The following is a 26560-nucleotide window of genomic DNA, read 5'->3' on the forward strand; positions in this document are numbered from 1 at the left end:
CGAAACAGAGGCCAAAGGATATGGTTGTGCTAATCCGCCGGTTCGTTTCGATACCCGAGCACAACGTAACTGTCGTTGCTGAATATCGGCGTGTAATTGTCAGCCAGGTAATTGCCGACCAAACGCCGCCACCGCGTTTGAATCTGCGCGACTTCGGTCGGTACAGCAGGAACATGGGCTGATGACAGAACTTCCCGCAGTCGGCCAAACTGTCCTGAACTGATCCAGTCCGGCTCGGGCGTTGCGGATGTATCTTCGGGTGTGGATCTCAGCCAGTCATAGGCTTCGCGTTCGATCACGACGAGCACATCCGGATTTTCTGAAAGTGCCTGACGAAGCAAATTGCCCCGATCATCCCCGTAGATGAAGTTGTCTGTCAGATAGCCGAACTTGGAAACACCCACTTTCATAGGCAAAGACCACAGGCGATCATAGGCGAAAACCCTGGCGCCCCTTTGTGGCGGCTCTGCAAGGAAGGTGGCAAGTTCGACGATATCCTCGGACGGGTTTCGACGTTCGTTCAGAATATTTGGTCTTTCGCTGTCGATATGCTGTGCGGTCTGGGTGGCCTGATCCGAAAGCATGGCCTTGTAATTCGTAAGCAATCCTTCGCGGAAGACGTATCGGACGATTGTGAACTGTCCGAAAGAATAGGTCAGGGCCAGTATCAGTGTCAGCATGATGCCCAGCACGCGAACACGCCGAGTAATCGGCATGACAGACGTGCGCAGTGGCAGAATGAGGCTGAAGGCTATGGGCAGGGCGCAGGGAACAAGGTGCCATTGATCTGCCCGGCTGAGGCCGCTTTTGAGCAAAAGCGCGGCATAGGCCAACGCGCCGATGGCCAATAGATCGCCGGGGCTTGGCATTTCGGTCCACTTGCGGCTCAGGGCGGTTCCGACGAGCCAGATTGCAATAAGTATCAGGGCAAATACGGCAAGGCTTGAAGCTGTCCAGTAGAAGCGAAATGCGGCCTCGCCGGAATCAAACTGGGCCGTCAGGTAACGGATGACGGAAAAGTAATCCATCATGGCCGGTCCCAGCAGCAGCCACAGGCATCCCAGCCAGACGATACAGGACACAACCCCTGTAAGCAGCAACGCGAGGATGGCGCGCTTGTCCCGCAATTTGATGAACAGCGACGCATAGATCGCCAGAATGCCAATTGCAGTCGCGGCTCCGAATTCCTGCGAATAGCTGAGCAGAAGCCCGACCGCCACACCGTGGAGCACGCTTAGCCCGAAATGCAATGGGCGTTGGGCGACGCTGATCAGGATCAGAACGCCCATAAGTTTGCGCAGACCATTCTGGTTTGGTCCGAGCATCGTATTGAAATACAGGCTGGACAGCAGCAGGAACGCGCCAACCCGAGCCCAGAATGATGAAATATACGTTTGAATGGGAATGAGCAGAGCCAGCATCACCAGCAGTTCGAGCAGCATCACATAGGTGTAGAAGGACGTCAGTGAGAAGGATGTCAGCTGGGTCCACCAGTAGGCCGGATAAAGCATCAAAGGCCCGTAGAGGAACTCGAAATCCAGATATGGAACATCACCGCCCAGCATTCTGTGTATGGCTGTCAAATGGATGGACTCTTCGAAATACGATCCTTTGGGCGCCAGCGCAGGGGGGAAGTACAGGAACACAACGGCAAGAATTGTGATCAATGGAAGCAGGCAGGACACGGCCAAACCCGGCTTATCTACAGATCGAGGTGGGGCGATGGGGGACGGCTCTGTGTTGCGGGACACCACCCAGACACCCGTCAGGGTAACCAGAATCCACAGCAGGCTCGTGAGATGTGCAATCCGATTGTTGTACCCTTCAGCCTGTGCCGCACTGATCACGCCGGGTGCGTGCCCGAACTGTTCGGGCAGCCATAGCATCAGTGGCAGCAGCAGAAGAAATGAGAGGATCGCAAGAATTATGCCGGGCCAGTACTGGTGGGTGTTCATCTTTTCCTTGCCTTCGCCTTGTACCGGAAATCGGTGGTGTCGTTGAATTTCGCAATGCCGGTTTGAATGTCTAAACCTTGGGGTGATAGCGTCCTGTCACGGCCCCGATCAATTCGCCGAACAGGTCGAGTTTTCCACGAAACCCATTGATTTTAGTTGGTATTTTCCCACTGTCTGGATAGGCCCGGGTCACACCGACTTCGGTGACGTCATACCCGAGCTGCGAGGCCCGTACGGACAGGTAAAACAGCAGATTGTAGTTCATGAAGACGTCCCGAAACGGGCGCACGCCCGGGTCTGTCAGAAAGGCGCGGGAATAACCGCGGAACCCGTTGGTGGTGTCAGTGAACCAGTGCCGCGCCGCAAGGCTGATCAAAGGCGCGTGGATCAGGCGACCTGCGATCCACCGTGACAGGGGGGTGTTGATCGCGCTGCCTCCGGGCGCATAGCGCGACCCCTGCACATAGCCATATCCGGCCTGAAGCTTTTCGAGGATGGATTGGATTCCATCGACGCCATCCTTGCCATTGCCGTCCATGGTAATGATCGCGTCATACCCTTGTTCAAGCGCCCAGGCATAGGCCATTCGCAATTGCGCGCTCAGCCTGCCGGGGCCGGTCTTGGTCAGGCAGGCCCGGACCCTTCTGTATTCCAGTTGCTGCGCATCCGTAGACCCGTCGTCGGATCCGCCATCGGCAATGATGATGTCCACCGGCGGTTGCAGGTCGGCGATGGCGTCCAATTGACCCAGCAGTCGTGTGCCTTCGTTGATGACCGGGATCACCAGAGCCGTGGAAGCCACGCGGGGTTTGAAAACGGTGCATTGATATGCGGGGACCTGGTGGTCTGGTTCATCCATGGACATGTGGCCCCCTCTCATCGTGGCCCGAAACACGAGGTCAGAGAATCCGAAAGCGCGGGAATCCCGCCACGCATTTCAACCGAAATCCACTTGCGCCAGCCCGCCGCGTCCAACGCGCCTGCGGCATGTCTGACAACCGGCACCTGCGTTGACAGAGCAGCCAGTTCTGGGGTGCTGAGATGAACGTGGTTTGAAACACTCAGAGCGGCAGGAAGCCAGGTCTCAAATGTTTCGATCTCATGCGTCATGATGGCGGCCCCCAGATCCAGGTTCATGCGAATTGCCGGGTGATCAAGTGATTTGACAACATCCAGCGTATCCGAAATGCGGGTCATGAAATTCGTGCCGTATTGCACCGGGTTGGGTTCCAGCGCGATGACAACACCTGCCGCTGCCGCTGCATCCCCCATCCTGAAGAAACTGTCGCGCCAGATTGCTTCGGCCTGCGCTTTGGTCATGTCATCCGGGATCACCCTGTTTTTCGGGGAGCCGAATACAAGGTTTTCGCACCCCAGACGGGCTGCAAGCCTGATGGCGCCCTTCATGGCGTCCTGCAAGGCTTCCTGTTCCAGAGGCGAGCCAAAAAGCCGGGCGTTATCGGCGCCAAACAAAAGTGATTGCATCGAAGAGGGGCGCAGCCCGAATTCCGCAAGCTGCAAGAGGACCTGTTCGCACTCCAGCGCCGTTGCCTCCAGCGGCGCGGCCAGATCGGGAAACAGCAACCCCGGTGCGAACTCAAGTCCGCTGACCGCATGGTCACGCAGCAGCGCATAAGCTTCCAGCCTCTGATCGGGGGACCAGGCGATATTTGAAACAGACAGCTTCATTGGTTGATCCCGGTAAATTCCCGGATACCGGACAGAATGTCATCCCGTCCAAGCAGATAGCCATCCTGACGCCCCCAGAGATGTGAGAACCGGCTGCGCATATCCTGAGTGATCTGCGGTGCTTCACGGTGGTTGAAGGGGGCTCCCGTCAGACTTTCATAAATATCGCCGGCGCGCAGAGGACGGGTTGCAAGGTTGAGGAAGGACAAACCGTTTTCACGGGCTGTCATGATGTCGCGCCACAATCTGGACAGGTCGTAGAACTGGAACATGCTGTCGGCGTGCGTGAAGGCAAGCGCCGTGATCCCGGCGGTTTCGCAGATTTCACGCAGATGTTTGCCGGTGCCCGAAGCTGCTATTTCAGCCCGGTTGCAGCGCCACATCCTGGCGGTCTCATCCCAGCTGAAACCCTGTTCGACAATGTGCCGTTCGGCAGCCTCTGTTGCCGCGTACAAGGCGTCGTATTTTTCAGGCTTCAAAAAAGAGGGTACAGGGTTCATGCAATCAAAAAGGAAGTTCTTTTTCAGATCGTGCCCGAATAAAGCCGGCAAGCGCAGTATGGAATGGCGTGGAAAGCAATCCGCAATCAGGGCCTCGAACTCTCGGCGGTGACGTCCATAAGCAAGTTCGGTTTCAAAATCGTCGCTGTCTTCGGTCACGCCGCCGGATGGGTCGCGGTAGACTGCGATTGTCGAGATCAGGGCGACATGATCTGCCCGTACATGACGCAGCCTTTCGAACAATCCCAGAATATTGGCCCGGTCCGCATCGGGATTCTGATTGGCCAGCCACATCGTGGCGGGGACGGCCGAAACCACAAGCATGTCACAGTCATGTTCAGCCACCTGGTCAATGTTGGATGAATTGAAAAGGCCCGAGAATTTGTGCTGACGAACCAGGTTCCCGCCGACAAACCCTGTATATCCGACGAGACAATCCATTTTTTAATCCTTTGAAACTCTTTGACACACAGATCAGGCTTACAACTCTTCCGGTGGTAACCCTTGCGTATTCCGTTTGAAAACAATGCGGGAGTTTATAACAAAATTCACCGTAAGTGACACGCTGGCCCCCGCCAACAGGATCAGAGTGTCGCGTAGCCAGCTGACTGTAAGAATAGCGTCAACAAAGGGCTCAATTGCTACGATTGTTGCGATTCTGGCACCGCCGGCACAGGCCGCGCTCAGCAGAACCCCGGCCAGACGCCGCATCGAAACGGCACTGTTGTCAGAGCGGAACAGCCAGAATTCGAAGAGCAGATAGTTGCATGCACCAACAGCCAGAAAGCTCAGCGTCGCCGATAGCCACAGCGGGACCCCGGCAACCCGATGCAGGAAAAGGGCCATCACAATGTCGACGACCAGACCGATCCCGCTGATTGCTGTGAACCTCAGAAAGCGCATCAGGTCTCGGTCACCAGATGTGGCGACAGCGCGGCCCAGTCCGGGCGTCTGGCCTGGAGAAACTCGAACAGGTCGAAAATATTGTCGATTTTCCCTCCGAGTATTGAAAACAAGCCCGGCATCTGCTCGTGCTCATCCATCAGGATGGGCCGTCCATCGTCAAACTCGTTGCGCAACAGTACCGTCTTTACGTCAAACAGAGACTGCTGCCATTCGATGCCAGCCAGGCAGGGCATATAGCGCGCCGCATCATTGACCATATGACGCCAGCGGCTGTGATGCTGCAACTGTTCGAACTGTTCATATGCGGAAGGGCCCGCAGGTGTATCGATCCACGACGCCTGAGGCGTATAGCGAACATGCGACAGAGAATAGGCCCCTTCTGCCGGGAAGGGCATGACCGAAAAGAAAGGCCCGTCCATTACGGTGACGGCAAGGTGGTTCAACTCGGCAGGGGGGGTGACCAGCGCAATCTCGACCATTTCATGCTTGAGAGGGTACAGATCAAGACCGCTGTTTCTGAGCAATGTATTGAGCTGGGCGTAGCCGACATTGAAAACCGTTTTCGCGCCAACCGTGGCGCCGTTCGAAAGGTCGACTTCGAGATGCCCGCTTTTGGTCTTCCGAACCCGATGTGCTTCGGTTTCGAACCAGACAGGTACGTCATGCTTGGTCATTCTTGCCCGCAGGTGTTGCCGCAGCCTGGTCCAATCAAACGCATATTCCTGACAGGTGAATACCGCCTCGATTTCAGTTGTGTCGAACAAGGCGCTTTGCGACGGGCTGGCGCGCCGAATGGGGGCCCCCATCAGCTTGTACATCGCCTCGAACCGGTTGGCCTGCACATGTGATTTGCGCCGGGCGATGGCGTAGAGCATTTCGAAATCGTCCTGAATGCAACTTCGGAAGGCGTCTGTGAATATCGGAAAGTTCTTCAGGGACCGCTGCGCTGTGACAAAGTTTCTGGGATAATGCAGGCCAGAGTGAACCCGCGCCTGATTGACCGCCGAGGCACGTGTCATCAGTTCGGCGTCGCGTTCGATCACCAATATCCGGTCGGTCATACTGCGAAACAGCAGGCTGAGCGCACAGCCAAAGAACCCGCCGCCTATGATGACGACGTCGAAATCCGCAGCACCTGCCGGTTCAGGGGGGGCTGAATGGGTCATCACGGTTGATCGGGGGCGTCAATCCGGAGCCATGGTCTCGACATTGACCCTCCGGAAATTCTTGAAGAAATCGGTGTTGTTCAATTCCCGGATGACCTCGTCGCCCGTATTGTCCTGCAATCTGTTGAGAATCTGATAGAGCGCTGTCGCAATGGCACCGAACAAAAGGCCCGCCAGCGCGGTGGAGCCGCTGATCGCGATGCTGGTCGTGAACCAGCCGGGTTGCAGCGTGGCGCCAAAGACGAACAGGCAGATCGCGTAGAAGAAAAACAGAACTGAACAGAATGAAACAAAAAAGCTCAGCATCGCCAGAAAACGCAGAATACTGGGGGGCGAGTTGGACAGGATTTCCATCGCCATCCCGAACTTGAGGTAGATTGAGCGTCTGTTGCGGAAATCCTGACCCGGATCGACGTCCAGCGTCGTGACATCTTCGGAATGCCCGCCGCTGCGTGGCATGAAACGCAAGGCAATTTCCCGATCGGATCTTGAGGCGATCCACCCGATATGAGAGCGATGAAACGCCGCTGACCGCAGAATCTGAGGATCAACGTCATAGCCGGAAATCAGGCTCAGCAAACCGGCCGCAGCGCGGGCCGGAAGACCAGCCCGGTTTGGGTTCCGCAACCTGACCGAGGCACCGGTGCTGGTCATGGTGTCGTAGATTTTCCGAAGATCGATAAGGGGGTGTTCATCCGGGGAAACAATGATTGCAAAGTCGCCGATTGTTTCCATTGCGGCAATAACAGCGGCGCGGTACTCGCCGGTTCCTTCACGCAGGATCAGGCTGCGCAAATTGCGCAGATGGAACAGACGGTCAAAAACGTCCCGGTTACGATCGTAATCCGTTGTTCCGACAAGCAGCAGGATTTCAAAGAACTCGGTTGTGTTTTCCAGAAACTGCAACGCTTCAAGCGTTGTCTTCTCGATATCCGCGATATCGCCCTTTGCCAGAATGGCAATACTGATCAGGTATTCACCGCGCAATTGTGCAGAGGCCGACTTCACATGAGATGAGGCAGCTGATGAAACCTGCAATTATCGCTCCTGAACCCGCATGGTGTTATCCTGGAAAGTGTCCTGATGCAGAGAATATCTGTCAACACATATCGATATTCGGGCAGGAGCCGACGGGGTGCGCCATCGCCGGCAAGACGGTTACATCTTGACCAGCCGTCCGTCTGCCACCCTGATCCCCTGCTTTTCAAAGACGTTGCGCGTGTCGAAGACCAGCGCGGCCTCGCGCGCGACCAGACCATAATCCGGGGCGCTGTGATCGGTGATTACGGCCACCGCCGCATAGCGTTTCAGGTTGTCCGCCGTCAGCGGCTGGGATGTCCGGCCCGCAAGCTGCGGATATTCGCCACCTTCGGGCAGGCGGGGGAAATACGGATCGTGATAGTCAACCTCGGCCCCCAGCTTTTCCAGCTCGTCCAGCAGCACCAGCGCCGGGCTGCGGCGGGTGTCCTCGACATCGCGTTTATAGGCGATGCCCATCAACAGAATGCGCTGTCCGGTCAGGGGTTGCCCGGTTTCCGCCAGTGCAGACCCGTTGCGCGCGGCCAGTTCCGCCGCCATCCGTGCCGCCAGCATCGAAGGGACCGCGTCATTGCTGGAGCGGGCCAGATTGATCAGCGGCGTATCAGATCCTGCATCCGCGGCGCGCCAGGCCAGATAGGCCGGAGACACCGGGATGCAGGCCCCACCAATTCCAGGACCGGGATAGAAGGGCATGAAGCCAAACGGCTTGGTCGCCGCAGCCTCGATCACTTCCCAGACATCCACGTCCATTGCTTCAAGCGCGGTCTTCAATTCGTTGACCAGCGCGATATTGACGGTGCGAAAGCTGTTTTCGACCAGCTTCACCGCTTCGGCGGTGGCGGCCGAGCTGACCGGCACGGCGCTGGTGACGATGGCGCGATAGAAATCCTCGACCAGTTGCCGCGATTGCGGATCGTCGGCACCGACCACTTTCGGGATGCTGTGCGTGTCGAACTTGTCATTGCCGGGGTCTTCGCGCTCGGGCGAGAAGGCCAGGAAGAAATCGGAACCTGCCCGCAGACCGCCCGCTTCGAGGATCGGCTGAACCAGCGTGGTCGTGGCTCCGGGCCAGACGCTGCTTTCCAGCACCACCATCTGACCGGGGCGCAGATGCTGTGCGATGGTCTGCGCGGCGGCGGCGACAAAACGCATGTCGGGATCTTGTGCGTCGGTCAGCGGGGTCGGCACACAGATCAGGATGATATCGGCCTCGGCCAGTGCTGCGGCGTCCTGCGTTGCGCGAAAGCGCCCACTCTCTACCGCTTGTGCGATCCGGTCGGATGCCAGATAGGAGATGACCTGATCGCCCTGATTGATCCGCGCCACCCGGTCGGGGTTGAGATCAACGCCGGTGGTATCAAACCCTTCATCATAAGCCGTCAGCGCCAGCGGCAGGCCGACATAGCCCAGCCCGACCACGGCAACCCGCGCATCGCGCGCCGCGATAAGCTGCTTGAGGGACTGATGGTGCGAGGTTTCGTAGTTCATAATCTATCCTGATCGTACAAAGTCACACTGAATTAAAATTAGCTTAGCAGATTGGAAACCTTCTCTCTTCATCGGATAGGACAGATCGGGAACGAAGCCAACTAATTTGTCGTTCCCGGCAAAGACCCGGAATGGGTGTTTCCAAAAACAAGGCAGTCTTGAATCAGCGTGCCGATTGTTTTCGCATATGCTCGATCCATTCGTCGAAGGAAACACGAGGCACATACCCGATCTGATCCTGTGCATATCGGGTTGAAACCTCTGGCTGACCGGCAAAAAGCCTGCGTCCCGCCATGTCAGGCATCACGGGCCGGGGTTTTGCCAGCCGGGCCTGAACGGACCGTGCCCAGTTTGCGGCGGCCTCGACCCGGCGGCGCCCGACAAGGCGGCGCAGATGCGCGCTGAGCTGCCCCGCCAGAGAGGGGCCTGAGGGCGCATTGCCATTGGGCGACGGCGGCGGGGTCGGGTTCGCAGCCGGATCAATCCGAACCTCCCCGCATCCGGCAAGCCGGGCATAGCCTTCGAAAAACGTCTTCCATCCCAACATGTCCGGCCCGCTGATCAGGTATCGCTCGACCCCGATCCGGGGTGATGAGGCCGCGCGCAGGGCGGCCTGCACCACGTCATCGACATGCACGGCCGGGCATTGTCCGGGCGGGTCGGGCAGGATGATGCCGCCCCTGCGCATCATCGCCAATGGCCCGTTGGTCCAAAGCGCACTGCCGGGCCCGTAGACGATGGTCGGCTGCAAGATGGCGGCGTCGCATTTCCCCTGCAACAGTCTCTGTTCCATTGCGATTTTGGCACCGCGATAGCTTTGCACATCTTCCGGCGTGATCGGGTTGCGTTCGGTGATCGGCCCGTTGGGCCAGCTGTCATAGACCACGGCGGAACTCAGATGCACGATACGGTTGCAAGACCCGTCTTCGGCGGCTTTGGCAAGCGCGTCGAAGGCTGCAAGGTTGTCCGCGCCGGAGGCCCGGAAATCGTAAGCCAGATGAAACAGAGCCGCCGCACCGTCCAGCGCCTGCGTCAGGGTCGGGCCGGGGTGCAGCGGGCAAACCAGTGCCTTTGCTCCGGCCTGTTCCAATGCGGCAGCCCCGTGGCGCGTGCGCAGCAAGGCGGTCACGTCACATCCCAGTTTCAGCAGCGCATCGATCAGGCGCCGGCCGATAAAGCCGGTGGCGCCGGTCACGACCACGCGCTGGCCTGCAAGGCCGTCGCCGGGGCGGGGGTCCACGTGTTTTTCGGTCATGTCCGCAGGTTCAACATTCTTAATGCGTTGTGCAACAATTCAGCCCTTTTTCCAAAACTGTGCAGGCCCGGCCTGTCAGCGCACCATAGCGGTATCTACCATTTGGTGGCCACCGATCCCTATGCTAAGCCTGTGGCATTAGAGTGGATTCTGTTGGTACGAGGGTTTTTCATGCAAATATTGATCACGGGCGGGGCCGGTTTTATCGGATCACATCTGGCCGAGCGTCTGATTGGCAATGGGCATGAGGTGACGGTGCTGGATGACCTGTCCACCGGGTCGCTGCAAAACCTGTCTTCCGTTCAGGGTCATTCCGCCTTTCGTTTTGTCGAAGGCAGCGTTCTGGATGCCACATTGGTCGAGGAACTGGTCGGGGCTGCTGACGCGGTGTTTCACATGGCCGCCGCGGTCGGGGTCAAGCTGATCATGGATCAGCCCAGCCAGTCGATTGCAACCAATGTGGACGGCACGCAGAACGTGTTGCGCGCGGCCCTGCGCAACAAGCCGCTGGTCTTCATCGCCTCCAGTTCCGAGGTTTACGGCAAGGCCTCGAAATTCCCGTTCAACGAGGATGACGACCTGACGATCGGCGCAACCAGCGTGCTGCGCTGGTCCTATGCCTGCGCCAAAACGCTGGATGAGTTCATGGCACTGGCCTATGCGCGCGAGGTGGATCTGCCGGTGGTCGTGCTGCGCTTTTTCAACACGACTGGCCCGCGCCAGACCGGGCGCTATGGCATGGTGGTGCCGAACTTCATCGAAGCGGCCCTGGCCGGTCAGCCGATTCAGGTTCATGGCACCGGCGAGCAATCGCGCTGTTTCAGCCATGTGGCCGATGTGATCGAGGCGCTTGTGCGTCTGCTCGATGTCCCCGAAGCCCGGGGGCAGGTCTTCAATATCGGTGGTGAACAGGAAGTGACGATCCGGGGGCTGGCCGAAAAGGTCATCGCGATGACGGGCTCAACCTCGGAAATCCGGCTGGTGCCTTACGAAGAAGTCTATCCCGAAGGGTTCGAAGACATGGCCCGCCGTCTGCCGGATGTGTCCAAGCTGCGGCGGTTCACCGGGTTCAGCCCGGCGCGCACGCTGGATGATATCATCGCCGATATCATGGCCGAGAAACGCGCCAAAGCCTACGCATGAAGGGCTGATCACGATGACACCGGGACAAAGAGTTGAAAAGCTGGTGCGCGACACCGCGACTGTGCTGCTGCCCGAAAGGCTGCGGAAATGGATCCGCAAACAGCAGCGGCTGCACAATCTGCAATCGACCCCCGTGGGGTCGGTGGATTTCGGCGGGCTGCGGCGGCTGTCGCCGATCAGTGCCGTGTTCGGCCAGGACCGCGATCTGCTGACCATCGAGCGCTATTACATGGAAGAGTTCCTGCAAAACCACAGCGACGACATCCGTGGCCGGGTTCTGGAATTCGGCGATCCGGCCTATACGAAGAAATTCGGCGGTGACCGGGTCACGCAGGCGGATGTACTGAGCTATGTCGAGGGCAATCCACAAGCGACCATCGTGGCGGATATCACCGATGCGCCGCATATTCCCGACAACAGTTTCGACTGCATCATCATCACCCAGACCCTTCAGATGATCTTTGAGGTCGACAAGGCGATTGCTACGCTGGAACGCATTCTGAAACCCGGTGGTGTGGTGCTGTGCACCTCGCATGGGATGACCCGTGTGGCGCGGCGCGAAGGCGTGGATGACTGGGGCGAATACTGGCATTTCACCAGCCAGTCCAAGCGCCGCCTGTTCCGGGCGGTCTTCCCGGCAGAGAATGTCGAGGTGTCGACCGTTGGCAATGTCTTTACCTGCATCTGCAACCTGCACGGCCTTGGGGCCAGTGAAATTGCGCCCGAAGAACTGTCCACCCATGATCCCAACTATGAAATGCTGGTTCTGGTCCGGGCAGTAAAGGCGCAGTGAGCGATCTTGTCATAGGGTCCGGGCCTGCCGGGGTTTCCGTCGCCCGGGCCTTGCTGGCGCGGGGGCGAAGCGTCACGATGCTGGATGCCGGGGTGGAACCAGGACCCGAGGTCACGGACCGGGTGCAGCAGATGTCCCGAACCCGCGCCGAAGACTGGAGCGCCGAGGCGCGTACAGCCTGGATGGAGCCTCAGTTTCAGGCCCCGGAAGGCGAGGTGTGGCGCTATGGAACAGGTTATGCGCTGGCCTCATCTGCGCGCACACTGGCGGAAGGGGCGGATTGGTTTGCTTTGCGCGCGTCGCGGGCGGCGGGCGGGCTGTCCAATGTCTGGGGCGCTGCGGTCTTGCCGTATCGGCAGGCGGATATCGACGACTGGCCCATAACGACCGACGATCTTGCCCCACATTACAGGGCGGTGGCGGATATAATGCCCGTGTCCGGGCAACAGGACGGGCTGCAAGACCTCTTTCCCGCCTGCGATATGACAGGCCGAACACCCGTTCCACCAACCGCGCAGGCCAAGATGCTGCTGGCCCGTTCCAGGCAGAAGGCGAAGGCATTGCAGGGGGCTGGGATGCATGTCGGTCTGGCGCGGCAGGCGGTTGGGCCGGACTGTCAGACCTGCGGGCTGTGTCTGCACGGATGCCCGTGGTCGCTGATCTGGTCTGCAAGACAAACCCGCATGGCGTTGCAGGCAGAGCCAGGCTTTGCCTACCGCGCGGATCACGTGGTGCGGCAGGTCCGCGAGGAAGGCGACGAGGTTGCCGTCACTTTGGCAGATGGCAGCGATGTCCGCGGAAACCGGGTGTTTCTGGCCGCCGGGGTGCTGGAAAGCGCGCGTATCCTGTTGGCGTCACCCGGCTTGCGGGGCAAGGAGCTGGTGTTGAAAGACAGCCAGCAGGCCTTTCTGCCGATGCTGCACCGCTGGCGGGCACCCAGGCGGCCCGATGTTTTGCCCTATCAGACGCTGCCGCAGCTTTTTGCCGAACTGGATGACCCGACCGTGTCGCGGCAACTGGTTCACGCGCAGATCTATACCTGGAATGAATACTATGCCCGCGATCTGAAACAGAACTATGGCCGCCGGATACCCGGCAGCGGGCCGCTGCTTGAGGCGCTGGCCCGACGTCTGATCGTGGCGCAGGTTTTCCTGCATTCCGATCATTCGCATGAAATAGCCTTGCGTCTGGCAGAGGATGGGCGGCTACGCCCGGAACTGAACGAAAATCCCGCAACCGCCGAGACAATGCGGGCAGCGCTTGCGCGCTATGGCCGGGCCTTGCGGGGGCTTGGTCTGACCAGCTTGTCTTTTGCAGCGCGGTTCGGGGCGCCGGGGGCCAGTTTTCATGTCGGAGGTGATCTGCCGATGTCGGATGACCCGGGCCCGGGTGAAAGCGATGTGCTGGGGCGCCCGTATGGTGCGACGCGCATTCACGTCGTTGATGCCTCTGTCCTGCCGACCATCCCGGCGACGACAATTACATTCAGTGTGATGGCGAATGCCCACCGGATCGGAACGCTTGCACCCGAAGCCTGACATTCAGTTGATGGGCAGCACCCTGCTCAGCCCGCTTCGCACGCCGCGCATCAGTTTGCGGGCCGCCAAATAGGGGCCGCCCCGCCCGGCCAGATGTGCCTGCCAGCGGGCGATGTCGGTGAAATAGAACATCTCGAGCCGCGGCAGGTCGTGGATGTCATCCCCTGGCCCGGCTACGCCCAGACGGGTGCCGACCGAGGTATCGTAGTGCCGGGCAATCTGTGCGCGTACACTCGGGTTCGACGCGCCATAGGGCGGGGCGAAATGCCGGACGGGTTGACCAAGCCGGGCGGCAATATCCTGACCGGATCCGGTGACTTCTTCCTCCAAGGTCTCTGCATCCAGCGTCGACAGATCGGGATGGCTGACACTATGCGCCCCGAAGCTGACCCCTTCCGCTGCCAGCGCCTTGACCCTGTCCCAATCCATCAGCGGGCGGGGCGGGATATTGCCCCCGGCCCAGATGTCGGTGCCACCCATCAGGCCCGAGGGCAGATAGACGATCGGGCAGAAGCCATGTTCGCGCAGGATCGGCCAGGCGGTATCGGCGAAATCCTGGAACCCGTCATCGAAGCTGATGATGACCACACGGGGGGCAGGCGGGTTGGCCAGCGCGTCCGGCGTCACCACCGGCAGGCCGGACGCCGCCAGCGCCCGCATCTGTGCCGCAAAGATGTCGGGCGCGATCGAGGTTGGTCCCGGCGCGTCCGAGATCGAATGATACATCAGGATATCGGCCTGCCAGGCGGGCATGGGTCAGTCTTCCACCACATGGGTGGCAAAGACCTCACGATAGCTGTTCCATTTCGCGCGGTCGACATTGCCCTTGTCGTCGATGCAATCCGCCGCGCCATAGGCCATGGCAAAGGCGTGGTGCGTGTTGTCGTGGGCGAACAGGCCCTGCCGTCCAAATACGAGCAATCCGTCCAGATCTGAGAGCCACTGATCAACCGTATCGAACCGGTCTTCATAGCCCACATCGTAGACCGGATAGGCATGGCTCAGCCGCCGGGTTTCGCAGCGGCGCACCGGCACGGTGACGGGCAGGCCCAGTTGCCCCAGCCATTTGGTGAATTCCTGCCCCAGGTCCTCGTCGGACATGGACCACCATTTTTCATCCGGGTCGCAGGGCAGTTCGGCGCACAGAACGGTGACGCCCTTTGGCGCGCCACTGGCGTTATAGTTCTTGGGCTCCGACATGCGGCTGATCGGGATCGACAGTTCCGGGAAATAATGGGCATCGAACTCGGTGAACTGGTCGGTCTCCAGCACCAGATACAGCAGGATCATGCCGCGGAAGCGGATGGCGCGGGCGGCCTCGACCACCTCTGCCGGAGGGTCGCCGATCAGGCGCGTCAGCCCGGTCAGCGGGATGGTCGACAGGATCAGATCGCCGGTCAAGTGCCGCTCGCCCGCTTCGTCGCGGATCGTCAACCCGGTGATGCGATTGCCGTCCCGTTCGATGGCGGTGATTTCGGTATTGAACAGGAAGGTGGCGCCATTGGCCTCGGCACTGTTGCGCATCGCGTCCGAGATCTGCCCGAACCCCTTGCGCGGATAAAAGAACCGACCCGCCGTTTCGCTGCGCAGCCCCGGCAGCAGGCGCAGCATCTTCATCAGGATCTTGCCGACCGAGCCGCTGCCCACCCGACGTTCGGCCAGTTTCACCGCCAGCTTGTCCGGATCCAGCCCCCACAGCTTGCGCACGTATGGGAAATAGAAATTGTCCGAAATCGTCGGCCCCAGCCCGTCATACAGCACGGTCGAGAACGTCTCGGGGCCTTCGCTTTTCTTGCGGAAGGGTTTCAGCACCATGTCGCCGATCAGCGACGCGGCAAAGGGTTTGGGCAGGCGCATCAGCGCGTCGGTCAGTTTCAGCGGAAAGTGAATCCATTTGCCGCCCAGCCGGATGCGCCCGTGGCGCGGGCGCAGCAGCAGATCGTCGCCCAGCAGCGCTTTCACATCGGCCAGAACCTCGGGCTCTGCCGCCGGATGAAACCTGTGCGAGCCGTAATCACAGATCACGCCCTCAATCGGGAATGAGGCCGAATTGCCCCCGGCACTGGGCGCGCGTTCGATCACGGTCACTTTCGCCTGCCCGGTCAGGGCATGGGCTGCGGCCAGACCGGCCGGCCCGGCGCCCAGAATGATGATTTCAGGCGTGTCGCCGCCATTGGGTCGGGAAACATCCGTCACTTGCACTCTTCCTTTTGGGAATTTGCCGGGGCGCTGAACCGCATTCCGGACATGGTCAGAACCAGCGCGCCAAACCCGCCCGCTGTAAACAACACAACCTGCCAGACCAGCCCGGCGGCCACGACAGCCGGGGCACTGGCGCCGAAGGGGGCCAGGAAACCGGCCAATGTGGCCTCGCGCAGGCCCAGCCCGTTCAAAGACACGGGCAGCACGGCGATGATCTTGGCCAGCGGCCAGGCGAAGATCCATGGTCCGGCGGCCACATCGACACCCGCCGCCAGGGCCAGCCACCAGGCCAGCAGGACCAGCAGCAACTGGATCAGCACAGATGCGATGAAAGCGACTGCCAGCGTGCCGGGTTTGCGGCCCATCCCGGCCAGTGCATCGGCCAGACGATGGGCAAACCCCTTGCCGGGCAGGGACGGGACATAGCGCCAGGGCAGGGGCAGCAGGCGCGGCAAGGCGACCATACCCGCCAGCGCGGCCAGCAGGATCAGCGCCACTGGCCAGATCATATGCCCGCCCGCCGCGCTTTCCCATGTCAGGACCAGGCCCAGACAGGACAGGGTCAGCAGCGCCACCATGTCGATCAGCCGGTCAACGGTTGCGCCCGCAACAACCTGCGCGCCGTCTTTCATCGCCGCCTGCGCCAGACCGGCCCGCACCGTATCGCCGCCAATTGCACCGGGCAGGCACAGGTTGGCAGCCAGCCCGGCAAAATGCGCCCGGATGGCCAGCAGGGGCGAAAGCCCCCGGTTCAGCAGCAGCCACCATTTCAGGGCCGCGCCAACATGGGCCAACAGGAACAGAACGAACACAGACAGGAAAACCCAGATCGGGATCGCCCTCAGCGCTGTTACGATTGCATCGGCCGGCAGAATCCAGAACAGGATTGCCAGCACCAGAGCCGACCCGGCCACCCGGATCAGCCAGCGCCGTTGATTTGGGTCGGAAAGCATACCGCCGCTCATGTCACGGTCTGAGATGCAGCCGCGAGATCATGTCGGCGATCAGCCCCAGCGACCAGATCATGATTGCGGCCAGGAACGAGAACACCGCCGTTTCGCTGAGGTTCCAGTAGAACATATCGATAATGAACTTCACCGTGCCCAGCGTGAAAAACGCCAGCCCCAGCGGAATGAACACCCGCAGCGGATTGAACAGCGTGCTGATGCGCAGGATCAGGATGATGAAGTTCAGAAAGTCGATCGGCCGGATTTTCGATTTGCCCACCCGCTTGCCGTATTCAATCGGCGTATAGATCATCCGCTTGCCGTTCGAGGTCATGCACAGCGTGATCGTGGTGGTGAACGAGAAATTCTGTGGCAAGAGCGGCAGGAACGGGATCAGCTCGGATTTGCGAAACACCCGCAGGCCGGAATTCAGATCGTTGATCTTGCGCTCGGCCAGGAACGAGGCAAAGGCGAACAGGAATTTCTTGGCCGGACGGCGCAGCAGCGGCACGTTCTTCATCGCCGCGCCCCGGTCGCCCACGACCATGTCCTGATCGCGGCACATGGCCAGCATTCCGGGCAGATAGCGCGCGGGATAGGTGCTGTCGGCATCCAGAATGGCCACATATTCATGCTGCGCCATTCGCACCCCGCGCTTGAGGCTGGCGCCATAGCCGGAATTGACATCGTTGAAGGTGACGGTGGCACCGCTGGCCTCGGCCTCGGCGCGGGTGTTGTCCTGGCTGGCATCGTCCACCACGATGATTTCGTAGGGAATGCCCAGCGGCTCCAGATGGGTGCGCACGTCCTCGACCGTGTGGCGGACGGCGTTTTCCTCGTTATAGGCGGGGATGACCACGCTCAGGCTCATGCCGGCGGTTTCCGATGCGATCAGCTCTTCGGGTGTGGTGCTGTTCGTCTCCATCGGCTCTGCGACTTTGTTCATGAAAATGAAAACCTTTTATTCACTCAATAATCCCTGCCCCAGCCCCCGCTGCAAGAATTGCGTGGCGCCTGGAACATGACGGGCATAATTCCCTGTATTGCGTATAGTATTCGAACACGTACAGACTGAACATAGACAATAAATTTGACCAAATTCGACCGTTAAGGCGTCAAGTTTGCAATTGCGCATACTGTGCGCAACAGGTGTGAGTGTTTGAGCCATGTGTCCATCGGCACTTGGCGGGGTTCGGGCAACAGGAAGGAAACGGGTGTCAGGGCGGCAGAGTTTCAGCAGCGGAGTTGCCTGGATGTCGGCCGGTATCTGGGTCGAGCAGGCGTTCAATTTCATCATTTTTGCCATTCTTGCCCGTATTTTAGGGGTCGAGGCCTTTGGTCTTCTGGCGATGGTTGCAGCCTTTGTGCTGTTTTCCGAATTCCTGGTGCGCGAAACGATTTCCGACATTCTGCTGACCCATGAGGCGCTGTCACCAGAGCGGTTGAACTCGGTTTTCTGGTTGTTGGCGCTGCTGGGGGGTATGTTGACGGTTGCGCTGTATCTGGGGGCGGGGCCGGTCTCATATTTCTACAATGAGCCGGTTGCGCGCGAATTGTTGATCGGATTGTCCCCAACGGTGCTGATGATTTCACTGACGGCGGTGCCGGTTGCGATCCTGCGCCGGGAAATGCGGTTCCGTGTTCTGGCCATCCGTGCAGCGCTTGGTGCGGCGGTCGGAGGGGTCGTGGGCATTGGCATGGCGCTGGCGGGATACGGGGTCTGGAGCCTGGTCGGCCAGCGGCTGGCGATGACGGCCACCAATATTGTGATGGCCTGGGGGGCGGTCTCCTGGCGCCCGGCATTCCATGCGTCACGGGATCACATGCGCAGGGTCTTGCATTTCAGTCACCGGATTCTGGGCCTGCGCGCGGCCGAACTGGCTGCGGTGCAATCGCCTGCGGTGATCATCGGCGCGATGCTGGGGCCGGTTCCGGCGGGGTATTATGCAATCGCCTGGCGCGTGATCGAGACCGCCTCGTTCCTGATTATCACACCGCTGCGCACCGTGGCGCAGCCTGCCTTTGGTGCGGCGGCGCGCGATGGTGGTCCGGCGACGGATTTGCTGATCGACGTCATGCGCCTGACCGGGTTTCTGGCCTTTCCGGCCTTTGCCGGGCTGGCGGTTCTGTCGGAACCGGCGCTGGTGCTGCTGTTCGGTCTGAAATGGGCTCCGGCGGCTCCGGTCCTGAGCCTGATGTCGGTGTTTGGCATGTATCTGTGTGCCGAAAAGGTGCAGCAGACCTTTTGTCTGGCGGCCGGTCAGCCCGGTCGTCTGGCGGTTCTGTCCTGGGTCGAGGTGGCGCTGGCGGCGGGGGTGATTGTGGTGCTGGCCCCGTATGGGTTGCCGGTCGTCACAGCCGGTTTTGTGGCTGTCTTTCTGCTGGTCTGGCCGCTCAAATTTGCCAATCTGGGGCATATTGCCGGGCTGTCCGGGCCGGCTTTGATGCGGCAGCATCTTGTGCCGCTTCTGCTGTCAGGGGGGATGGTGGCGGCAGTGCAGGGGGTCATGTGGCAACTGGACGGCCTGTCCCCGGCTTTGCTTTTACTTGCCGGTACGGTGACGGGTGTTCTGGCCTATGGTTTGCTGGCTTTTCTGTTCCAGCGGGACAGGCTGCGCCTGCTGGTTTCGATGCTTGGGCCGCAAGGCGGGCACCTGCCTGCGGCTGACACTCAAGGAATTGAGAGATAGATGAAATCGTTACGTATTTTGATGTTCACCACATTTTATCCCCCCTATTCCTTTGGCGGTGACGCCATCGGCATTCAGCGCATGGCGCGGGCGCTTGTGGCGCGCGGGCATGACGTGACGGTGGTGCATGACGAAGACAGCTATCTGATCCTGGGCGGCAAGCCCCAGCCCGAGGGCGACCCCGACGGCGTGCGGCGGATCGGCCTGCGCAGCCGCAACGGCATGATGTCGAACCTGCTGACCCAGCAGCTGGGCCGCCCGGTTGTGCACGCCGCCCGCATTCGCGAGATACTGGCCGAGCGGAAGCCGGATATCATCTGGCACAACAACACATCCCTGATCGGCGGGCCGGGCCTGTTGCCGATGGGCGAGGGGTTGAAAGTCTATGAAGCGCATGAGCACTGGCTGGTCTGCCCGACCCATGTGCTGTGGCGACATGGGCGCGAGCTGTGCGATGACCGCCAGTGCCTGCGCTGCGTGTTGCAGCACAAGCGTCCGCCGCAGCTCTGGCGCTATACCGGTGCGCTGGACCGGGCGCTGGATCACATGGATCTGATCATCGCCAAAAGCGAATTCAGCCGCGCCAAACATCGTGAATTCGGCCTGCGGCAGGACATGCAGGTGCTGCCCTATTTCCTGCCCGACCTGGATCAGAGCGCCCTGCCGGAACCGGCGGCGCAGGAACGCCCCTATTTCCTGTTTGTCGGGCGGTTGGAAAAGATCAAGGGGTTGCAGGATGTCTTCCCGGCCTTTGACCGCTATCCCGACGCGGATCTGCTGATCCTGGGTGATGGTGACTATGCGGATGAGCTGAAGGCACAGGCCGCAGGCAATGACCGGATCAAATTCCTGGGCCGCAAGACGCCGGACGAGTTGAACGCTTACTATCGTGGCGCACTGGGGCTGATCGTGCCCTCGGTCTGTTATGAAACCTTCGGCATCATCCTGATCGAAAGCTTCCGGCTGGGCACGCCGGTGATCGCCCGGCGGCTGGGTCCGTTCCCCGAGATCGTCGAGCGGGCAGGGGGCGGGGAACTGTTCGAAACCGAAGATGATCTGATCGCAGCCATGCGCCGTTTTCAGGACGGAGGCACCGCGCGGGATCAGATGGCGGCAGCGGCGCGGCACGGGTTTGAGACGCTCTGGCGCGAAGATCAGGTATTGGGCCGGTTCGGCGCGGCTTTTGCGCAGGCAGCGCATCGCGCAGGGCGGGCCGATCTGGCCCATGCCTTGGAAGCTGGTGCTTTTGAGAACGGCGCGGCGGACTGACCGGGGGTTATCCCCGCCCGGCCAGTTGCCGATACAGCTTTTCAAACCCGCTATGCACATGGGCTGGCGAAAACCTGTCTTCTGCACCGCGGGCCGTGGCATTGGCGCTTAGCCGGTCATATTCGGCGCGGTCGCTGCAAAGATCCCGCAGCGCCTGAGACAGGGCATCAAGATCATCGACCGCACACAGGCGCCCGACATCGCCATCCACCAATTCACGCACACCGCCGCAATCGGTGGCGATCACCGGCAGCCCGGCGCGGAACGCCTCGACAATTGAAATCGGCAGGGCCTCCCACCGGGAGGTCAGCATATAAAGATCAGAGGCCGCAAGATAGGTGGCGACATCCGAGATCACTCCGGGGAAACGGATGATGTCGGAAACGTCGGCCTGTTCGGCCCAGGCCTCGACCTGGCCGCGCAGCACGCCTTCGCCCCCGACGACGATCCGCAGACCGGGCAGATCCCGCCGCACACGCCGGGCCACTTCGATCATCGCGTCGAGGCCCTTCTGGTGATCCAGACGGGACAAGGACAGAACCAGATGTGTGCCATCTTCGCCCAACAGTTCACGCCGCAGGGCCGCCGCGGCGGCCGGATCGGCGGGCGGGTTGGGACGTACCCCCAAAAGCATCACCCGCGCCTTGCCGGGGTCGACCTGGCGTTCCAGCAGGGATTGCATGACGGTTTCGCTGGGGCAGATCGCCAGATCGGCTTGCTGCCGGCAAGCGCGGGCCACCGCATTGAGACGGTCGGGCGACGAGCCGTGATAGGTCATCACAATGGGGATCCCCATCCCCAGACTGGCCAGACGGGCTGTCAGAAGCGGGGCAGTTTCATGGGCATGGATGACATCGACCTTATGTGCCTTGAGCGCCCGCCGCAGGGTCAGGGCCGAGCGTACCAGCCAGTACATTCTGAGGGCCGGGTTGAGTTTGCCATTCGCACTGTGGTCGCTGACCCGGTCAAGCTGCAAAGGTACAAAGACACTGCCATCCGCGGTCTCGCCAAGCTCTCCGGGCGCGCCAGCCTTGATCACCTTGTGCCCATGCGCCATCAGGGACCCGCCCAGATCGGTAATGTGGCGCTGAATGCCGCCTCCGAATGTGAAAAACGAGCACATTTGCAGGATGCTGAGCCGTTCCTGAAAAGCCTTCTCATTCGTCAGAGGAAGTGTTGTTTCGTTTACCATATCGGTTGCCCCAGTCGGAATGTGACGGTTTTTTCAGCGCCATCGGGTTTTGTCAGGCGTGCTGTGATCTGGTTGGCCGTGTCATTGGGGGTGATGCGAAAAGATGCCTGCGCCTTTTCACCGTTCCGTACCAGTTCGACGGGCTGTTCTGCCCCCCCATCTATTGCTATGGACGCCGCGGTGATGCCGGGTTCCCCAATCAGCATTTCGACATCAAGCGGGGTATCGCGGCGCAGAGGTGCGGGCAGGATCAGATAGGCCACCGCAGCAGGTGCGTCGGTCGGGAAGACCCCAGCTCTCGGGTAGCTGCCCGGCCCAAAGCGCTGATATGCGGTCAGCAGAATGCCCAGAACGATCAACAGATAGATCCAGCGGGACAACCCCAATCCGCGCCAGATGCGCCGGAGCGGGCCGTATTGTGTAGCCTCAGGAGCCAGCCGGCCCGCAAAGACCAAGGCGCCCGTCAGGGCAACGCCGGTGGCCACGAAGCCTGACAGAACCCAGAGACCCAATGAGAGCGCACCACCCCAGGTGCCGTAATGCAGCGTGTTCATCAGTGTTTTCCAACGGGCGAGGCCACCGGCGTCATTCGGTGTGAAGGCGCCCAGAATCTCGAATGTCACCGGATCAACCGAAACGCTGCCCCATCCGATCATTTCTGCAAAACCGGTCAGAGGGCCGGCAAATTCAATGGCGCCGGATGGGTCGCCCGGCAGCACCATGACAAGCGGCTCCAGGCCGGGCATGGCGGCAAGGGCGCTTGCCTCGGCTTGTTCTATGGTGCCCGAGCTGAAACCCGCAGGCAGGGCGGTGTCACGGGCGGCAGCGGGTTGAGGTTTCGGTGTCGTCCCTTCGATCCCCAGGCCGCCAAGCATGAAATAGAAGCTGGTGATTGCAATCAGGATCAGAAGCGGCGCGGCCCAGAGGGCCGTCAGGCGGTGCGTGGCCCCGGCCCAGGATCTGAACCCTCCCGAGCGTTTGGGCCAGCGGAAAAACCCTTTCCAGAAACGCCGATAGGTAATCAGCCCGCTGACGATCTGATACAGAAGCAGAACGGATGTTGCCGAGATCAGAATGAAGATGGGGCGTTTGGTGGTCAGAAACGTATCATGCAGATCGCGCAGGATGTCGCGAAACCCGCCATCTCTCGTTTCGTAAACGACTGCTCCGGTTGCCGGGTCAGTCCAGAAGCTGATGTTTTCGCCCCAGCCGGTTCGTCCGAAAGTGCGATCTGCGAACCACGGGGCAGGGTATTTCTCGATGACGAACACAGCGCTTTCGGGATGGGCGGTTTTAATGCCGTCATGGATTTCCGCAAAACTGGCCGTCCGATCTTCTTTGGCAATGGTGGTCCAGATTTCTGGCCGGGCAATGGATTCAACTTCGATGCCGATGACAAGCACTGCCCCCGTCAGGAACATGAAGGTAAAGAAGATGGACAGGTGCAATCCCAGCCAGGTGTGCAGGGAAAATAGCCGGTTTCGAAAGGTTCGGTTCATCTGGAACGCTGACAACTGATAAAATTACCGGCACACTAAATGAAACTGATGTTCAAGAAACAAGGGGTCGGAGAAAACTGACTGTTGTGAATGCGTGAAATCGGCAAAAGATGTGGCGGTGCGCGCACGTTATTGCAAAATATTCCTGTACTTTGGGCGATGTGCGAATCCGATGCAGCACCGGGTGATACAATCGTTTCCAACTTGGAGGTTGGGTAATTGGTGTCTTCAGATTTAGAACAAAATCACAAAACAATTTCCATTGTTTCGCCCTGCTACAACGAAGAAGACAATGTGGCGAATTGCTATGAAACCGTAAAAGCGATTTTTGAGGAAAAGCTGCCAGGCTACAGGTGCGAGCATATCTTTGTCGACAATGCATCCTCTGACCGGACTGTCGAGATCCTGCGAGAGATCGCTGAAAAAGATCAGAATGTGAAAGTTGTCGTAAACGCCCGCAACTTTGGAGTGTTCCGATCCGCCTTCAACGGGTTGCGTTATGCCGAAGGGGATGCCGTGGTCGTCATCCTGCCGGTGGATCTTCAGGACCCGCCGGACATGATCCCGGAATTCGTGCAGCTATGGGAAAGCGGTTACGATGTGGTGGCCGGTGCCCGCACCACCCGCGAAGAGGGGCTTGTGATGCGCGCGGCGCGCGGCATCTTCTATACGATCGTCAACCGGCTGTCCGATGTCTGGCTGGAGCCCTCAGTGGGTGAGTTCCAGCTTATTGACCGCAAAGTGCTCAATGCGGTGCTGTCGCATAACGACCACTACCCCTATATCCGCGGCATCATCGCCAGTTGCGGGTTTCGCCGCATCATCGTTCCATATGTGTGGCGGGCCCGCAAAAGGGGTGTTTCCAAGCACAATCTGATGGCGCTGACCGATCAGGCGCTGAATGCGATCTTCTCTTTCACACGTGCCCCCATGCGGTTCTGCACGCTGAGTGGTCTGGTGATTGCCATCAGCTGTATTCTGTTTTCCCTCATTTCAGTGGTGTTCTATTTCTTCAATCCGGATTTGGCTCCACGGGGAACCACGACAATCATCGTCGCGCTGTTTTTCCTGTCAGGCATCCAGATGCTGTTTATCGGCATGTTGGGGGAATACATAACCTCGATCCACAATCAGGTGCGGGGCGGTCCGATCGTCACTGAACAGGAACGCATCAATATCGAAGGTCCTGCACGGGACCCGGCGATTGTCAAAGACGAGCACTTGGCATGAAAATGCGCTCAGGTCGGGTGATGTGGCTCTTTGCCGGGGCGATGGCCTTATGCGGCAGCTCGGCCTGGGCTGCGGACCTGCCGGGCAGCAATGCCACATTGGCGGAACTGCGCCTTTGGTATGGGGCCGTGGTGATTGCTGCGTTGCTTGTGGGGGGTGTTTTCCGGCAGCGTGGCCAGTTTCTTTTTGGCTTGCTTGGCGCGGCGCTGCTTTTGGGCAGTGCGGCCCGGTTGTGGTTGACCCAGCCCCTTTGGTTTCCGCGGCTCGAGATTTCCGCAAACCCTCCTGAAAACCTGATCATGCTGGCGATACTGGCGGGGCAGGCGGTGTTGACGGGCTTTGTGCTTGTACGACCGCAGGGAAGGGCGGCCATAACGGGCCTGATGGCAGAAGCAGGACGGTGGCGGCTGATCCTTTTGCTGGGGCTGGCTGCGGCCTTTTGCGTTTCCGCGACGCCGTACGTGGCCTATGGGTACTATCTGGCCTTCGGTTTGCAGATCGGGATCGGCGGTGCGCTGAACCTTGTGCAGATGGCGACACTGGTCGCCGTTTTCACAGTTGCCGGGCCTGACCGGGCACCCCGCATCCCGGTTCCGGCCCTGGCGGTCTTTGCAACGCTGGCCAGCGCGGCTCTGGCCTGGGCGGCGTTCGACCGCGTGCCTCATGTCGAGGATGAGGTGGCGTATCTGTTTCAGGCGCGTACCTTTGCTGCGGGCGTCCTCGGAAGCCCGGCCCCCCCCGCAGCGGCGCAGCCCGCATTGGAATATTATCTGTTCGACATTCGCGGCGATCAGTGGATCGGCGTGCCGGCGCAGGGTTGGGCTATCGTTCTGAGCCTGGGCGTGCTGGCCGGGGTGCCCTGGCTGGTCAACCCCGTGCTGACCGGGATCTCTGTCTGGCTGGCGCATGGCATCGTGTGCCGTGCCGTCAGTCGCGAACGGGCCGATCTGGTGGCGTTGCTGATGGCCACGTCGCCCTGGGTGCTCGCCGTCGGGGGCACGCTGATGGCACATTCCACGACATTGGTGATGGTGCTGCTGGGATGGTGGTGTCTGCTCAGAGCCGGAGAGGGGTCAACGCGCAGGGATGTCATGCTTGCGCTTGTTGCAGGTCTGGCTTTGGGCTGGGCCTTTGTTACCCGACAGCTTGATGGGTTGATCATAAGCGTTTTGACCGGCCTGTGGTTGCTGCGGCGCCTGCCGGGGGGGATCGGACAGGTGATCGCCTGCGCCTTGGGCGGTGTTCTGTCGGGTGGGGTCTTTTTGCTGCTCAACCTGATGATCACCGGAGACGCGCTGCTGACCCCGCAAGCGGATTACCTGAGCCGGTTATGGCCCGACACGCAGAATGCCTATGGGTTTGGTCCCAATGTAGGGCCACCGGCCGAGAGCTGGGGCGCGCTCGACATCTGGGTCGGGCACAGTCCGGCCGAGGGTCTGCTGAATCTGATCAATGGTTTTGCCGCGCTCAATTACGAACTTCTGGGCTGGACATTCGGGTCCCTGGTTCCGGTTTGGATTGCGTTCATATGGGGCAGAAAGCTGACCGGGTTCGACCGGGCCATGCTGGTGGTGTTCGCGATCCTTGTGGGGGCCCTGTTTTTTTACTGGTTTACGGGCACGTTCTATCTTGGGCCGCGCTACTGGCATACGGCTTTGTTGCCGGCGCTGGCTTTGGCGGCGGCCGGGATCGAGACCGTCCGGGACCGGCTGCCCGAACGGCATCGTGGCCGCCTGCACTGCGTCATCCTATTGCTGTGTGCGGTGTCTGTTGTCAGCTTCACCCCATGGCGGGGGGTGTCGAAATACAATGGGTATGGTGGCTATACCGGTGACATACGGCGGCAGGCTGCCGGGCTTGGAAACGCTCTGGTCTTTGTTTCGACACAGGGCGATATCGGGTCTGCACTCTATCTCAACGACCCGTTCCTGCCCGAGGGCAAACCGATTTTCCTACGTGATATGGGCCCCGAGCAGAACGCAGACATCATCGCGGCCTTCCCGGGCCGCGACGTTGTCTATCTGGGGGATAGCGAATAGGCCCAGCCCAAAGCCAGA

22 protein-coding genes are annotated in these 26560 nt (G+C 60.2%); 7 read left to right on the forward strand and 15 right to left on the reverse strand.

The features are described from left to right. Positions 1 to 29: 29 nt before the first annotated feature. From GOW04_RS20200 to GOW04_RS20240, 9 genes are all read right to left on the reverse strand, one after another. Positions 30 to 1955 (reverse strand): hypothetical protein, encoded by a 1926-nt coding sequence (locus GOW04_RS20200; RefSeq protein WP_171233799.1) that lies wholly within the window; start codon positions 1953 to 1955, stop codon positions 30 to 32. Between the two features lie 70 nt (positions 1956 to 2025). Next, positions 2026 to 2814, reverse strand: a complete 789-nt coding sequence (locus tag GOW04_RS20205; protein WP_254430216.1) for a glycosyltransferase family 2 protein — start codon at positions 2812 to 2814, stop codon at positions 2026 to 2028. Between the two features lie 17 nt (positions 2815 to 2831). Beyond that, positions 2832 to 3644, reverse strand: a complete 813-nt coding sequence (locus GOW04_RS20210) for a sugar phosphate isomerase/epimerase (RefSeq protein ID WP_171233801.1) — start codon at positions 3642 to 3644, stop codon at positions 2832 to 2834. Next, positions 3641 to 4585 (reverse strand): NAD(P)-dependent oxidoreductase, encoded by a 945-nt coding sequence (locus GOW04_RS20215; protein ID WP_171233802.1) that lies wholly within the window; start codon positions 4583 to 4585, stop codon positions 3641 to 3643. Before GOW04_RS20215 ends, GOW04_RS20210 begins: the two co-directional genes overlap by 4 nt. A gap of 39 nt (positions 4586 to 4624) precedes the next feature. Then, positions 4625 to 5047 carry a GtrA family protein gene (locus GOW04_RS20220; RefSeq protein WP_171233803.1) on the reverse strand — a complete coding sequence of 141 codons (423 nt, stop codon included), beginning with the start codon at positions 5045 to 5047 and terminating at the stop codon, positions 4625 to 4627. Next, positions 5047 to 6216, reverse strand: coding sequence for an FAD-dependent oxidoreductase (locus tag GOW04_RS20225; RefSeq protein ID WP_171233804.1), 1170 nt, complete (start codon positions 6214 to 6216; stop codon positions 5047 to 5049). The genes GOW04_RS20220 and GOW04_RS20225 overlap by 1 nt, the downstream gene beginning before the upstream one ends. Positions 6217 to 6234: 18 nt before the next feature. Further along, positions 6235 to 7254: a hypothetical protein gene (locus GOW04_RS20230; protein ID WP_171233805.1), complete on the reverse strand. Its 1020-nt coding sequence runs from the start codon at positions 7252 to 7254 to the stop codon at positions 6235 to 6237. A gap of 120 nt (positions 7255 to 7374) precedes the next feature. Then, entirely contained in the window at positions 7375 to 8745 is a 1371-nt protein-coding gene (locus GOW04_RS20235) for a nucleotide sugar dehydrogenase (RefSeq protein WP_171233806.1), read from the reverse strand. A gap of 163 nt (positions 8746 to 8908) precedes the next feature. Continuing rightward, positions 8909 to 10000, reverse strand: a complete 1092-nt coding sequence (locus GOW04_RS20240; protein WP_171233807.1) for an NAD(P)-dependent oxidoreductase — start codon at positions 9998 to 10000, stop codon at positions 8909 to 8911. 171 nt (positions 10001 to 10171) lie between these two features. Between GOW04_RS20240 and GOW04_RS20245 the strand changes: the two genes are divergently transcribed. The 3 genes from GOW04_RS20245 to GOW04_RS22320 are packed head-to-tail and all read left to right on the forward strand — an operon-like array spanning position 10172 to position 13474. After that, complete coding sequence (locus GOW04_RS20245; RefSeq protein WP_171233808.1) at positions 10172 to 11143, forward strand: NAD(P)-dependent oxidoreductase; 972 nt, start codon at positions 10172 to 10174, stop codon at positions 11141 to 11143. Between the two features lie 13 nt (positions 11144 to 11156). Further along, a complete protein-coding gene (locus GOW04_RS20250) occupies positions 11157 to 11936 on the forward strand; it encodes a methyltransferase domain-containing protein (protein ID WP_171120556.1) in 780 nt (259 codons plus the stop codon). Further along, positions 11933 to 13474 carry a GMC oxidoreductase gene (locus GOW04_RS22320; RefSeq protein ID WP_171233809.1) on the forward strand — a complete coding sequence of 514 codons (1542 nt, stop codon included), beginning with the start codon at positions 11933 to 11935 and terminating at the stop codon, positions 13472 to 13474. The genes GOW04_RS20250 and GOW04_RS22320 overlap by 4 nt, the downstream gene beginning before the upstream one ends. A 3-nt stretch (positions 13475 to 13477) precedes the next feature. Here GOW04_RS22320 and GOW04_RS20260 read toward each other — a convergent pair whose 3' ends face one another. From GOW04_RS20260 to GOW04_RS20275, 4 genes are read right to left on the reverse strand one after another with little or no spacing between them, the layout of a single operon-like run. After that, positions 13478 to 14227, reverse strand: a complete 750-nt coding sequence (locus tag GOW04_RS20260) for a polysaccharide deacetylase family protein (protein WP_171233810.1) — start codon at positions 14225 to 14227, stop codon at positions 13478 to 13480. Positions 14228 to 14230: 3 nt separating this feature from the next. After that, positions 14231 to 15670, reverse strand: a complete 1440-nt coding sequence (locus GOW04_RS20265) for an FAD-dependent oxidoreductase (RefSeq protein WP_171233811.1) — start codon at positions 15668 to 15670, stop codon at positions 14231 to 14233. Further along, complete coding sequence (locus GOW04_RS20270; protein ID WP_171233812.1) at positions 15667 to 16629, reverse strand: lysylphosphatidylglycerol synthase transmembrane domain-containing protein; 963 nt, start codon at positions 16627 to 16629, stop codon at positions 15667 to 15669. Before GOW04_RS20270 ends, GOW04_RS20265 begins: the two co-directional genes overlap by 4 nt. Positions 16630 to 16642: 13 nt before the next feature. Beyond that, a complete protein-coding gene (locus GOW04_RS20275) occupies positions 16643 to 17569 on the reverse strand; it encodes a glycosyltransferase family 2 protein (RefSeq protein WP_171120566.1) in 927 nt (308 codons plus the stop codon). Between the two features lie 307 nt (positions 17570 to 17876). On the opposite strand from GOW04_RS20275, the gene GOW04_RS20280 reads away from it, so the two are divergent. Then, entirely contained in the window at positions 17877 to 19313 is a 1437-nt protein-coding gene (locus tag GOW04_RS20280; protein ID WP_171233813.1) for a lipopolysaccharide biosynthesis protein, read from the forward strand. 21 nt (positions 19314 to 19334) lie between these two features. After that, positions 19335 to 20582, forward strand: a complete 1248-nt coding sequence (locus GOW04_RS20285) for a glycosyltransferase (protein ID WP_171233814.1) — start codon at positions 19335 to 19337, stop codon at positions 20580 to 20582. A 7-nt stretch (positions 20583 to 20589) separates the two neighbouring features. Here GOW04_RS20285 and GOW04_RS20290 read toward each other — a convergent pair whose 3' ends face one another. Together GOW04_RS20290 and GOW04_RS20295 are read right to left on the reverse strand one after the other, a co-directional pair. Continuing rightward, the gene (locus tag GOW04_RS20290) at positions 20590 to 21774 is read right to left on the reverse strand and encodes a glycosyltransferase family 4 protein (protein ID WP_171233815.1); all 1185 of its coding nucleotides are present in this window, start codon (positions 21772 to 21774) and stop codon (positions 20590 to 20592) included. Further along, positions 21768 to 23273, reverse strand: coding sequence for a PepSY domain-containing protein (locus GOW04_RS20295; RefSeq protein WP_171233816.1), 1506 nt, complete (start codon positions 23271 to 23273; stop codon positions 21768 to 21770). Before GOW04_RS20295 ends, GOW04_RS20290 begins: the two co-directional genes overlap by 7 nt. 222 nt (positions 23274 to 23495) lie before the next feature. On the opposite strand from GOW04_RS20295, the gene GOW04_RS20300 reads away from it, so the two are divergent. Continuing rightward, on the forward strand, positions 23496 to 24503 hold the full coding sequence (locus GOW04_RS20300; RefSeq protein ID WP_171233817.1) for a glycosyltransferase: 1008 nt from the start codon (positions 23496 to 23498) through the stop codon (positions 24501 to 24503). Further along, complete coding sequence (locus GOW04_RS20305; RefSeq protein WP_171233818.1) at positions 24500 to 26542, forward strand: hypothetical protein; 2043 nt, start codon at positions 24500 to 24502, stop codon at positions 26540 to 26542. Before GOW04_RS20300 ends, GOW04_RS20305 begins: the two co-directional genes overlap by 4 nt. Positions 26543 to 26560: the final 18 nt, after the last annotated feature.

This window comes from Ruegeria sp. HKCCA4812, from assembly GCF_013034245.1.
In the GTDB taxonomy this organism is placed as follows: domain Bacteria; phylum Pseudomonadota; class Alphaproteobacteria; order Rhodobacterales; family Rhodobacteraceae; genus Ruegeria.

Bases quoted from the DNA above. Each gene is read 5' to 3' on its own strand.
- GOW04_RS20200 (WP_171233799.1), bottom strand. From the start codon at position 1,955: ATGAACACCCACCAGTACTGGCCCGGCATAATTCTTGCGATCCTCTCA.
- GOW04_RS20205 (WP_254430216.1), bottom strand. From the start codon at position 2,814: ATGGATGAACCAGACCACCAGGTCCCCGCATATCAATGCACCGTTTTC.
- GOW04_RS20210 (WP_171233801.1), bottom strand. From the start codon at position 3,644: ATGAAGCTGTCTGTTTCAAATATCGCCTGGTCCCCCGATCAGAGGCTG.
- GOW04_RS20215 (WP_171233802.1), bottom strand. From the start codon at position 4,585: ATGGATTGTCTCGTCGGATATACAGGGTTTGTCGGCGGGAACCTGGTT.
- GOW04_RS20220 (WP_171233803.1), bottom strand. From the start codon at position 5,047: ATGCGCTTTCTGAGGTTCACAGCAATCAGCGGGATCGGTCTGGTCGTC.
- GOW04_RS20225 (WP_171233804.1), bottom strand. From the start codon at position 6,216: ATGACCCATTCAGCCCCCCCTGAACCGGCAGGTGCTGCGGATTTCGAC.
- GOW04_RS20235 (WP_171233806.1), bottom strand. From the start codon at position 8,745: ATGAACTACGAAACCTCGCACCATCAGTCCCTCAAGCAGCTTATCGCG.
- GOW04_RS20240 (WP_171233807.1), bottom strand. From the start codon at position 10,000: ATGACCGAAAAACACGTGGACCCCCGCCCCGGCGACGGCCTTGCAGGC.
- GOW04_RS20245 (WP_171233808.1), top strand. From the start codon at position 10,172: ATGCAAATATTGATCACGGGCGGGGCCGGTTTTATCGGATCACATCTG.
- GOW04_RS20250 (WP_171120556.1), top strand. From the start codon at position 11,157: ATGACACCGGGACAAAGAGTTGAAAAGCTGGTGCGCGACACCGCGACT.
- GOW04_RS20260 (WP_171233810.1), bottom strand. From the start codon at position 14,227: ATGCCCGCCTGGCAGGCCGATATCCTGATGTATCATTCGATCTCGGAC.
- GOW04_RS20270 (WP_171233812.1), bottom strand. From the start codon at position 16,629: ATGCTTTCCGACCCAAATCAACGGCGCTGGCTGATCCGGGTGGCCGGG.
- GOW04_RS20275 (WP_171120566.1), bottom strand. From the start codon at position 17,569: ATGAACAAAGTCGCAGAGCCGATGGAGACGAACAGCACCACACCCGAA.
- GOW04_RS20280 (WP_171233813.1), top strand. From the start codon at position 17,877: ATGTCGGCCGGTATCTGGGTCGAGCAGGCGTTCAATTTCATCATTTTT.
- GOW04_RS20285 (WP_171233814.1), top strand. From the start codon at position 19,335: ATGTTCACCACATTTTATCCCCCCTATTCCTTTGGCGGTGACGCCATC.
- GOW04_RS20290 (WP_171233815.1), bottom strand. From the start codon at position 21,774: ATGGTAAACGAAACAACACTTCCTCTGACGAATGAGAAGGCTTTTCAG.
- GOW04_RS20295 (WP_171233816.1), bottom strand. From the start codon at position 23,273: ATGAACCGAACCTTTCGAAACCGGCTATTTTCCCTGCACACCTGGCTG.
- GOW04_RS20305 (WP_171233818.1), top strand. From the start codon at position 24,500: ATGAAAATGCGCTCAGGTCGGGTGATGTGGCTCTTTGCCGGGGCGATG.